We start from the raw sequence: 10,548 nt of genomic DNA, 5'->3' as shown, positions 1-10,548 counted from the left end.
ATCGGCTGCGTGGTGCCGCGGAGCGGCGACGTCTCGAGCGGGGTGCGCGCGGCCTTGGCGGCTGCGGCGGCGGGCGCCGAGACCGGGGCGGCCGGAGCCCACCGACTCCAACCCCGGCTACGTCACCCCGCTCGTGCGCAAGCTCGCCGGCGAGAACGGCATCGACCTCTCCACCCTCACGGGAACCGGAGTCGGCGGCCGCATTCGCAAGCAGGACGTCCTCGACGCGGTCGAGGCCGCCAAGTCGGCTCCGGCCGCCCCGGTCTCGGCGCCCGCCGCCGCAGCCGCCAAGGCCGCGCGCACCCCGCTCGAGACGTCGCCGCTCCGCGGCACCACGCAGCCGATGTCGCGCCTGCGCAAGGTCCTCGCGCAGCGCGCCGTCGAGTCGATGCAGACGAGCGCCCAGCTCACCTCGGTCATCGAGGTCGACGTCACGGCGGTCGCCCGCTTCCGCGACTCGGTCAAGAAGAGCTTCCAGGAGAAGACCGGCGCCAAGCTGTCCTTCCTCCCGTTCTTCGCCCTCGCGGCGGCCGAGGCGCTCAAGGCCTACCCGGTGATCAACTCGACCCTCGACGGCGAGTCGATCGTCTACCCGGACCACGAGAACATCAGCATCGCCGTCGACACGGAGCGCGGCCTGCTGACCCCGGTCCTCAAGAACGCGTCCGAGCTGAACCTCGCGCAGATCGCCTCCACCATCGGAGACCTGGCCGAGCGCACCCGCAACAACAAGCTGAAGCCCGACGAGCTCGCCGGCGGCACCTTCACGCTGACCAACACCGGTTCGCGCGGGGCCCTGTTCGACACTCCCGTCGTGTTCCTGCCGCAGACCGCGATCCTCGGCACCGGCATCGTCACCAAGAAGCCGGCCGTCGTGCAGGTGGACGGTGCTGACGCCATCGCGATCCGCTCGACCGTCTTCCTCGCGCTCTCGTACGACCACCGCACGGTCGACGGAGCCGACGCGGCGCGCTTCCTGGTCGCGATCAAGGAGCGCCTCGAGGAGGGCTCGTTCGAGAACGACCTCGGCATCTGAGACGCTCCCCCTGAGCGCGCCTCTCACGAGGCCGCTCCGGTGTAGACGTCGCGGATGAGCCAGCCGGCCTCCGTCCTGATGATCAGGACGGAGGCCGCTGTCGTCCCCGGGGCCGTCCGGAGGTGCACGACCGCCGATGCCCCGTTCACGTCGACGAGGACGGCCGATGCCTCCCCCGTCTCCGGGACAATGGAGGAGGGGCCGTCCGCTGCGTCGCCGAGCGGCGAGTCCGCCGTGACCAGCCCGCGGGCGCACTCCCGATCCCCGCACGCGCGCACCGCGTCGATCAGCACCTCCGCCGCCTGCTCGGCGTCGAGCGAGGCCGCCGCGACCGGAGCCGGCGGCGCCGCGGTCGCCACAGCCGGCGGAGCCGACCGAGCCGGAACGGGCGCGGCTGCGGTCGACGCCTCCGCATCCTGCACCTGCCGACCGGGCCCGCCCGCGAGCGAACCGGCGAGCACCGCTCCCAGCACGATCGCCGTCCCGACGGAGAGCGGTCCCCGACGCCGGACGACGAACGCCCGGAGGCGGTCCTGCCAGCCGTCGAGCGGATGGACCCGCCTGTGCCGGGCAGCCGGAGCAGGCACCGCCTCCCGACCCCGTGCATCCGCGCCGGACGTCGGCAGCGCCCGCACCGCCTCGCCTATCCCCTGCGGATCAGTGAGTCCGTAGAGGTTGCCCTCCAGCGCCAGCAGGTCGCGGTGCCGCGCGAGGGCGGCGACCGGCAGCTCCGGGCAGAGCATCCCGAGGCGCTCCAGGACCCGCTGCAGCGCGTCGCGCGCCGCACGCGGGGTGTCGACGGCGGGCGTCGTCAGCAGCAGCAGCGGCCGACCCTCCTCCGTCAGGCCGATGTCGTCCGTCGTCGGAGCCAGCCACGCTCCCTCGAGCGCGGCCGACCGGACCGCGCCCACCACGGGGGCGAGGAGGGTGACCGCGGCGCCGAGTCCGATCCCCCGCTCGACCCGCAGGAACCTCTCGAGTGTGGCGACGACAGGAGGGGCGGTCGAGACGATGCGCCTCCTCGGAGAGGACTCCACCCGGACGATGCGCTCGCGGTGGCGGTGCTCGGCGAGCCGAGCCACCGGCGACGCCTGCAGCGAGTCGGCCTCCCGCGGCCGCATCGTCCGCTCGGTCGGCGGTGCGGCGTCCGGCGCAGGCGTCCGCCGCCTCCCCGTCCGCACTCCGCCGATCCTCCGGCCCTGGACCGTCCCGCTGCTCGTCATGAGGCGAGCCTGACCGCAGGCCGGGGCGGAGGACGCCCGTCGATCCCGATCGGTGGACGGATCGGCGCACGGGTCCTCTGTGGAGGAGTCGGATCCGCGTCCGGGGTCCGCCGCCGCGCTCCCGCTCGGTATCCTTGACGTCATGGCACGCAGCACGGAACCGTCGACGAAGGCGGTCAAGGAACCCGGACGTCTCAAGCAGATGTGGCAGGTGTTCCAGATGACCCGCCGCTACGACAGCAGCGCCGTCTGGATCATCCTCCTCGCGCTCCTGCTCCCGATCCTGCTCGGCGTGCTCCTCGGCATCCTGCTCGGCAACGGCAACGGCTTCGTGATCGCGCTGTGGATCATCGTGGGCGTGATGGCCGGCCTGGTCGCCGGACTCGCCGTGCTCTCGCGTCGCGCCGAGCGCGCCGCCTACGGGCAGATCGCCGGGCAGCCCGGCGCGGTCGGCGCCGTCCTGCGAAGCGGACTGCGCGGCACCTGGACCGGCGGGGAGATGCCCGTCGCCGTCAACGGCAAGACCCAGGACGCCGTCTACCGCGCGGTCGGCCGCGGAGGCGTCGTGCTGATCGCGGAGGGCCCCGCCTCCCGCACCAAGCGCATGCTCGAGGACGAGCGGCGCAAGGTGTCGCGGATCCTGCCGAACGTCCCCGTCACCTTCGTGCACGTCGGATCCGACGCGGATGCGACTCCGCTGCACAAGGTGCCGAGCCGCCTCTCGAAGACGAAGAAGGTCCTCACCAAGGCCGAGGTCCTCGCGGTGAAGAACCGGCTCTCCTCGCTCAACACGTCGCTGCCCATCCCGAAGGGCGTCGACCCCTTCAAGGTTCGCCCTCAGCGATCGCGCTGACGCACGACACGACAGGCCGGTCGGGATCTCTCCCGGCCGGCCTGCTCCGTCGGCGGCGCCCGTCAGTAGCGGACGAGAACCGTCCCGGCCACCTTGTCGTGGAAGCCGCGCTGGTCCGAGTCCCAGACGAGCGCCGGCACCAGCACGGCCAGCATCACCGAGCGCACGATCGGGCGCCACACACCGACCCAGCCCCCGCCGAGACGGATGACGCGCATCCCGAGCAGGCGGTGCCCGATGCTGCCGCCGATGGTGGGGATGAAGACGACCTGCAGCAGGACGAACAGCAGCAGACTCGCCCAGCGGTCGTAGTCGAAGAACGCGAGCGACAGCAGAGCGGCGACGGCGAAGTCGACGGCCAGGGCGGCGATGCGGCGGCCGGACCGTCCGACCGAGAGGCGACCCTCTCGGGGGAGGCCGAGACGCTCCCCCGGGTACGAGCTCGGGGCGGCGTCGGCGAAGGTCCTGCGGTCGGCGGCTGGCATCCTCCGATCCTATCCGCGGCGTCTCGGAGCGGACCGAGGAGCGGGTGGTCCGGCAGGCGACGTGGAGCCCGACCCCGGACGGGCCCCGTAACATGTCGGAAACAACAGGGACACGGTGGGGAAACCCCCCGTCACTACCCTGGAACGGCTGCGCTCTGCAGCACCCCGTTACGCCATTGGAGACCTTTGCATGTTTAAAGATTCTTCCGAGGTGCTCTCGTTCATCAAGGACACGGACGTCAAGTTCCTCGACATCCGGTTCACCGATCTCCCCGGTGTCCAGCAGCACTTCAACATCCCCGCCTCGACTGTCGATGAGGAGTTCTTCTCCGTCGGTCAGCTCTTCGACGGGTCCTCGATCCGCGGATTCGCGAACATCCACGAATCGGACATGCAGCTGATCCCTGACGTGACCACCGCCTACGTGGACCCGTTCCGCGTCGAGCGCACGCTGATCCTCGTCTTCGACATCTACAACCCGCGCAACGGCGAGATCTACTCCAAGGACCCGCGTCAGGTCGCGAAGAAGGCCGAGAAGTACCTCGCGTCGACCGGCATCGCCGACACCGCGTTCTTCGCCCCCGAGGCGGAGTTCTACATCTTCGACGACGTCCGCTACGAGATCACGCAGAACTCCGCGTTCCACTCCGTCGACTCGGTCGAGGGCGCCTGGAACTCGGGACGCGTCGAGGAGGGCGGCAACCTCGGCAACAAGACGCCCTACAAGGGCGGATACTTCCCGGTGAGCCCCGTCGACAAGCAGGCCGACCTCCGCGACGACATCTGCCTCAAGCTGATCGACGCCGGCCTCATCCTCGAGCGCTCGCACCACGAGGTGGGCACCGGCGGCCAGGCCGAGATCAACTACCGCTTCGACACGATGGTCCACGCGGCGGACGACATCCTGAAGTTCAAGTACATCGTCAAGAACACGGCCGAGCAGTGGGGCAAGACCGCCACGTTCATGCCGAAGCCGCTCTTCGGCGACAACGGCTCGGGCATGCACACCCACCAGTCGCTGTGGAACGACGGCACGCCGCTCTTCTACGACGAGAACGGCTACGGCGGTCTCTCGGACCTCGCGCGCTGGTACATCGGCGGCCTGCTCAAGCACGCCCCCGCCGTCCTCGCGTTCACGAACCCGACGGTCAACTCGTACCACCGCCTGATCCCGGGCTTCGAGGCGCCGGTCAACCTGGTCTACTCGGCCGGCAACCGCTCCGCGTCCATCCGCATCCCGATCACGGGCACGAACCCGAAGGCCAAGCGCATCGAGTTCCGTGCGCCCGACGCCTCCGGCAACCCGTACCTCGCGTTCGCCGCGCAGCTGATGGCGGGCCTCGACGGCATCAAGAACCGCATCGAGCCGCACGAGCCGGTCGACAAGGACCTCTACGAGCTGCCCCCCGAGGAGGCGAAGCTCATCCCGCAGGTCCCCGCGACCCTGGGCGAGGCTCTCGACGCCCTCGAGGCCGACCACGACTTCCTCCTCCAGGGCGGCGTGTTCACTCAGGAGCTCATCGACACCTGGATCGAGTACAAGCGCGAGAAGGAGATCAAGCCCCTCGCGCAGCGTCCTCACCCGTTCGAGTTCGAGCTGTACTACGGGGTCTGATCCCGCAGCACTGCCGAAGGGCCGTTCCTCCTCGGAGGGGCGGCCCTTCGCCGTCCCCGGCGCGCGGGCGTCAGCGGTAGGAGGGAGCGTCTCCCGCGGCCGGCCCGTAGAACAGGCGCTCGAAGATCGCGCGTGAGCGGCGGGTCACGCCGAGGTAGTCGTCCTCGAGCGCCGTCGCGGACCCGGCCGGGTACTCCAGCAGGCGCGCGACGCCCTCGAGCTGCCGGCGGTCGGTCGGGAGGACGTCGCTGGTGCGGTTGCCCCAGAGCGTGGTGCCCGAGCGGACACGGGACGCGAGGATCCACGCGGCGCGCAGCCGCTCCGCGTCCTGCGGGCCGATCATGCCCTCCTCCTCCGCGACCGCGAGGGCGGTGAGGGTCGAGGTGGTCCGCAGCGCCGGGGTCCGCCGCGCGTGCTGCAGCTGGAGGAGCTGCACCAGCCACTCGACGTCGCTCAGCGATCCACGGCCGAGCTTGAGGTGACGGCGGGGGTCGGCGCCCTGCGGCAGACGCTCGCTCTCGACCCGTGCCTTGATCCGCTTCACCTCGCGGATGTCGCGGTCGGAGACCGCTCCCGGGTAGCGGACCCCGTCGGCCAGCTCCTCGAAGTCCTCGATGAGCGCCTGGTCCCCCGCCACTCCCCGCGCCCGGAGCAGCGCCTGCGCCTCCCAGGTCAGCGACCAGCGGGCGTAGTAGGCGCGGTAGGAGTCGAGGGAGCGCACGAGGGGCCCGTTCTTGCCCTCGGGCCGCAGGTCGGCGTCGAGGTCGAGCGGCAGGCGGGAGTCCTCCGTGAGCCGGACCAGCTCGGCGACGACGAACTGCGAGTAGAGCTGGGCCTGGTGCGGCTCCGCGGTGCCGGGTCGCTGGACGTACATCACGTCGGCGTCGGAGCCGAAGCCCAGCTCCGCCCCTCCGTACCGGCCCATGCCGATGATCGCGAACTCCGCGTCGGCGCCGGGCCGGGTCGCACTGCCGCGCCGGATGGCGGCGAGCACGCCGCCCAGCAGTGCGCTGATGATGTCGGTGAGGCTGGTCGCGATCTCCTCGATCGAGCTGAGGCCGAGCACGCCCCCCATGGCGGTCCGCAGCACCTCGCGCCGGCGCATCGAGCGGAGGACCGAGGCGACCGCGTCGGGCGTCTCGTGCCGGGCGAGCACGGCGCGCACCTCCTCGGCGAGCTGGGCGGCGCTGCGGGGGCGGAGGGCGTCGTCGTCCTCGAGCCAGGCCGCGGACTCCGGGATGCGGTCGAGCAGCTCGCCGACGAAGCGCGATCCGGAGAGCACCGTGGTGAGCCGTTTGGCGGCTCCGGACGAGTCGCGCAGCATCCGGAGGAACCAGGGCGTCCCGCCCAGTGCGTCGCTGAGGCGCCGGAACGCGAGCAGGCCGTAGTCGGGGTCCGGCCCGTCGGCGAACCACTGCAGCATCACCGGCACGAGGTGGCGCTGGATGCTCGCGCGGCGCGAGACGCCCGAGGTCATCGCGGCGATGTGGCCGAGCGCCCCTCGGGCGTCCGCGAAGCCGATGGCGGCGAGGCGCGCCTCCGCCTGGCCGGTGGACAGCTCGGCGCCGCCGTCGGAGAGCGCGGCGACCGCGGAGAGCAGCGGACGGTAGAACAGGCGCTCGTGCAGGCCCCGGACGCGGTGCTTGATCCCGTTCCAGACGCTCAGCAGCTCCTCCGCCGTACGGGCGAGCCCGCTGGAGCGGGCGAGGGTCCGCAGCTCGTGCTCGTCCCGCGGCATCAGGTGCGTACGCCGAAGGCGCCGCAGCTGGAGGCGGTGCTCGAGCAGCCGGAGTGCCCGGTAGTCCTGCGCGAACTCCTCGGCGGCGGAGCGGCCGATGTACCCGCGGTCGGCGAGGGCGCCCAGGGCGAGGAGGGTCCCGGGCATGCGGATCTCGTCGTCGGTCTGCCCGTGGACGAGCTGGAGCAGCTGCACCGTGAACTCGATGTCGCGCAGGCCGCCGGGCCCGAGCTTGATCTGGTAGTGGACGTCGTTCTGCGGGATGTTCTCGGTGACCCGCTCCCGCATCCGCTGCACCGACTCGACGAAGTTCTCGCGGGAGGCGCTCGACCAGACCTTGGGCGCGACCGCGTCGACGTACGCCCGCCCCAGCTCCTGGTCGCCGGCGAGCGGACGCGCCTTGAGCAGCGCCTGGAACTCCCAGCTCTTCGCCCACCGGTCGTAATAGGTGATGTGCGACTCGAGGGTGCGCACGAGCGCGCCCTGCTTGCCCTCCGGGCGCAGGTTCGGGTCGACCTCCCAGAGCTCCGGCTCCATCGCCAGCGCAGAGGTTCCGCGCATGAGGAGCACGGCGAGCCGGGTGGCGACGTCGATCGCACGGGCGTTCGTCAGCTCCTTCTCCGGGTCGCCCTCGGCGACGAAGATCACGTCGACGTCGCTGACGTAGTTGAGCTCGGACGCTCCCGCCTTGCCCATGCCGATGACGGCGAAGCGGGTGGCGGCGACCTCGTCCCGGCCGAAGCGGCCCGGGCCCGTGCCCTCGACCAGCTCGGTCCGCGCCACGGCGAGGGACGCCTCCAGCGCGGCTCCGGCGAGGTCGGCCAGCGCCCTCGTCACCCGGTCGATCGCCGCGACGGGGTCGGCCTGGCTCAGGTCGTGGACGACGATCCTGGTGAGGAGGCGGCGGTACCGCACGCGCAGCGCCGTCCAGCCCGCCTCCTCCCGGAGCGACGAGAAGCCGTCGACGGCGCCGACCGACTCGAGCAGCTCGGCCTTCATCTCAGCGCGCCCGGGGAGCGTGCGCACCGGCTCGAGCACGCTGGCCAGCTCGTCGGGCCGACGCTGGAGGAAGTCGGCGAGGCCGGAGGAGGCCCCCACCACCAGAAGCAGCCGGGTCAGGGCCTCGTCGTCGGCGAGGACCGCGTCCATGCTGTCGCGGTGCCGTCGCAGCAGGTCGATCAGAGCGAGCAGCGCCTCGTCCGGGTCCGCCACCCGGGCGAAGGAGGGCAGCACCGACTCGAGCTGCCGCCCGGCCAGCTCCTCCGCCTCGGCCAGCCGTGCCCCGGTCTCGCCGAGCGCGGCGAAGCCGAGACGTGCGACATCGCGGAGGGAGCGTTCGCGGGGCATGGCCGAGGCGTCAGAGCATCTCGAGGTTGCTGCGCAGCTCGTACGGCGTGACCTGGGCGCGGTACTCGGCCCAGTCCTTCCGCTTGTTGAGCAGCACGAAGTTGAACACCTGCTCGCCCAGCGTCTCGGCCACGAGCTCGGACTCCTCCATCAGCGAGATGGCGCGGTCGAGGCTGGCGGGCAGGGCGCCGTAGCCGAGCGCCCGGCGCTCCGCGTCCGACAGGGCCCACACGTTGTCCTCGGCCTCGGCCGGGAGCTCGTAGCCCTCCTCGATGCCCTTCAGCCCGGCTGCCAGGAGCAGCGAGTACGCCAGGTAGGGGTTCGCCGCGGAGTCCAGCGCCCGGTACTCGATGCGGGAGGACTGCCCCTTGTTGGGCTTGTAGAGCGGGACGCGTACGAGGGCGGACCGGTTGTTGTGGCCCCACGAGACGTAGCTGGGCGCCTCGTCCCCGCCCCAGAGCCGCTTGTAGGAGTTGACGAACTGGTTCGTCACGGCGGTGATCTCCGGGGCGTGCTTGAGCAGGCCCGCGATGAACTGGCGGCCGAGCTTCGAGAGCTGGTACTGGGCGCCCTGCTCGTAGAACACGTTCACGTCGCCCTCGAAGAGCGAGAGGTGCGTGTGCATGCCCGAGCCGGGGTGCCCGGAGAGCGGCTTCGGCATGAACGTCGCGTAGACGCCCTGCTCGATCGCCACCTCCTTGATCACGGTGCGGAAGGTCATGATGTTGTCGGCCGTGGTGAGCGCGTCCGCATAGCGGAGGTCAATCTCGTTCTGGCCGGGGCCCGCCTCGTGGTGGCTGAACTCGACCGAGATGCCCAGATCCTCCAGCATGCGCACGGAGCGGCGGCGGAAGTCGTGCGCCGTGCCTCCGGGGACGTTGTCGAAGTACCCGGCGGAGTCGACCGGCTCCGGACCCTCGGCGCCGAAGGACGACGACTTGAGAAGGTAGAACTCGATCTCGGGGTGCGTGTAGAAGGTGAACCCGCGCTCGGCCGCCTTCGCCAGCGTGCGCTTGAGCACGTTGCGCGGGTCGGCGACGGCGGGCTGGCCGTCCGGCGTGGTGATGTCGCAGAACATCCGCGCCGTCGGGTCGATCTCTCCGCGCCACGGGAGGATCTGGAAGGTCGACGGGTCCGGATGCGCGAGGACGTCGGCCTCGAAGGAGCGGGTGAGGCCCTCGATGGCGGAGCCGTCGAAGCCGAGCCCCTCCGCGAACGCGCCCTCCACCTCGGCCGGCGCGATCGCGACCGACTTCAGCGTGCCGACGACGTCGGTGAACCAGAGGCGAACGAATTTGATCCCTCGCTCTTCAATGGTGCGAAGAACGAAGTCCCGTTGCTTGTCCATCCAGACCCCTCCTGTTTCGACCCTCAGGCTACTGCCTCCGACCGGGGCCCGCGGGGCGCCCGAGGCGCGCCGTAGACTGGCGCCCATGTCAGCGCAGCCCGTGAAACGCGTTCGAACCCGCCACTTCCAGAACGCGAAGGACTCCGGTGTCCGCATCACCGGGCTGACCAGCTACGACCAGCTGACGGCGAAGATCTTCGACGACGCCGGGATCGACTTCCTCCTCGTGGGCGACTCCGCCGGCAACACGGTGCTCGGCTACGACACCACTCTGCCCGTCACCGTCGACGAGCTCATCCCGCTGGCGCGCGCCGTCGCCGGAGCCGTCGAGCGCGCCTTCGTCGTCGCCGACATGCCCTTCGGCTCCTACGAGTCGGGTGCCGACGACGCGCTGCACACGGCGTTCCGCTTCATGAAGGAGACGCACGCGCACGCGGTGAAGCTCGAGGGCGGGGTCCGCTCCGCTGAGCAGATCCGGCGCATCGTCGAGGCGGGCATCCCCGTGATGGCGCACATCGGCTTCACGCCGCAGAGCGAGCACGGGCTCGGCGGCCACATGGTCCAGGGGCGCGGCGAGGGCATCGAGCAGCTGCTCGCCGACGCGCGAGCCGTCCAGGAGGCCGGGGCGTTCGCCGTCGTCCTCGAGATGGTGCCCGCGGACGCGGCACGTCAGGTGACGGAGGAGCTGCGCATCCCGACGATCGGAGTCGGAGCGGGACCGCACGTCGACGGACAGCTGCTCGTGTGGACGGATTTCGCCGGATTCACCACCGGCCGCATCCCCCGCTTCGTGAAGCAGTACGCGGATCTGCGCGGCGTGCTCACCGGAGCGGTCACCGCGTACCGGGACGACGTGGAGTCCGGCGCCTACCCCGGCGCCGAGCACAGCTACGAGTAGCCGCG

General features: G+C 71.3%; 8 protein-coding genes. 4 read left to right on the top strand and 4 right to left on the bottom strand.

The annotated features are described in order from the left end of the window. Window positions 1–1,036 (top strand): 2-oxoglutarate dehydrogenase, E2 component, dihydrolipoamide succinyltransferase (sucB, locus tag C5D36_RS06850; RefSeq protein WP_104295494.1); only part of this gene is annotated, 1,036 nt, incomplete at its 5' end. A gap of 23 nt (window positions 1,037–1,059) precedes the next feature. On the opposite strand, the gene C5D36_RS06845 is transcribed toward sucB, so the two are convergent. Beyond that, window positions 1,060–2,259: a hypothetical protein gene (locus C5D36_RS06845; protein ID WP_146083719.1), complete on the bottom strand. Its 1,200-nt coding sequence runs from the start codon at window positions 2,257–2,259 to the stop codon at window positions 1,060–1,062. 142 nt (window positions 2,260–2,401) lie between these two features. Here C5D36_RS06845 and C5D36_RS06835 point away from each other — a divergent pair, with 142 nt between their 5' ends. Next, window positions 2,402–3,112 carry a DUF4191 domain-containing protein gene (locus C5D36_RS06835; RefSeq protein ID WP_104223728.1) on the top strand — a complete coding sequence of 237 codons (711 nt, stop codon included), beginning with the start codon at window positions 2,402–2,404 and terminating at the stop codon, window positions 3,110–3,112. A 62-nt stretch (window positions 3,113–3,174) separates the two neighbouring features. Here the strand turns inward: C5D36_RS06835 and C5D36_RS06830 are convergent, their stop codons facing one another. Then, entirely contained in the window at window positions 3,175–3,597 is a 423-nt protein-coding gene (locus tag C5D36_RS06830; RefSeq protein WP_104295487.1) for an RDD family protein, read from the bottom strand. A gap of 190 nt (window positions 3,598–3,787) precedes the next feature. Here C5D36_RS06830 and glnA point away from each other — a divergent pair, with 190 nt between their 5' ends. Then, complete coding sequence (gene glnA / locus C5D36_RS06825; protein ID WP_104223668.1) at window positions 3,788–5,212, top strand: type I glutamate--ammonia ligase; 1,425 nt, start codon at window positions 3,788–3,790, stop codon at window positions 5,210–5,212. A 70-nt stretch (window positions 5,213–5,282) separates the two neighbouring features. Here glnA and C5D36_RS06820 read toward each other — a convergent pair whose 3' ends face one another. Further along, the gene (locus C5D36_RS06820; protein WP_104295486.1) at window positions 5,283–8,297 is read right to left on the bottom strand and encodes a bifunctional [glutamine synthetase] adenylyltransferase/[glutamine synthetase]-adenylyl-L-tyrosine phosphorylase; all 3,015 of its coding nucleotides are present in this window, start codon (window positions 8,295–8,297) and stop codon (window positions 5,283–5,285) included. A gap of 10 nt (window positions 8,298–8,307) precedes the next feature. Then, window positions 8,308–9,645 carry a glutamine synthetase family protein gene (locus C5D36_RS06815; protein ID WP_068253236.1) on the bottom strand — a complete coding sequence of 446 codons (1,338 nt, stop codon included), beginning with the start codon at window positions 9,643–9,645 and terminating at the stop codon, window positions 8,308–8,310. 85 nt (window positions 9,646–9,730) lie between these two features. Between C5D36_RS06815 and panB the strand changes: the two genes are divergently transcribed. Next, on the top strand, window positions 9,731–10,543 hold the full coding sequence (gene panB / locus C5D36_RS06810; protein ID WP_104226711.1) for a 3-methyl-2-oxobutanoate hydroxymethyltransferase: 813 nt from the start codon (window positions 9,731–9,733) through the stop codon (window positions 10,541–10,543). Window positions 10,544–10,548: the final 5 nt, after the last annotated feature.

Source organism: Rathayibacter sp. AY1C6 (assembly GCF_002931535.1).
Lineage (GTDB): Bacteria > Actinomycetota > Actinomycetes > Actinomycetales > Microbacteriaceae > Rathayibacter.
Note: the sequence above shows the minus strand (reverse complement) of the source record. Positions and strands in the feature narration are given on the sequence as shown.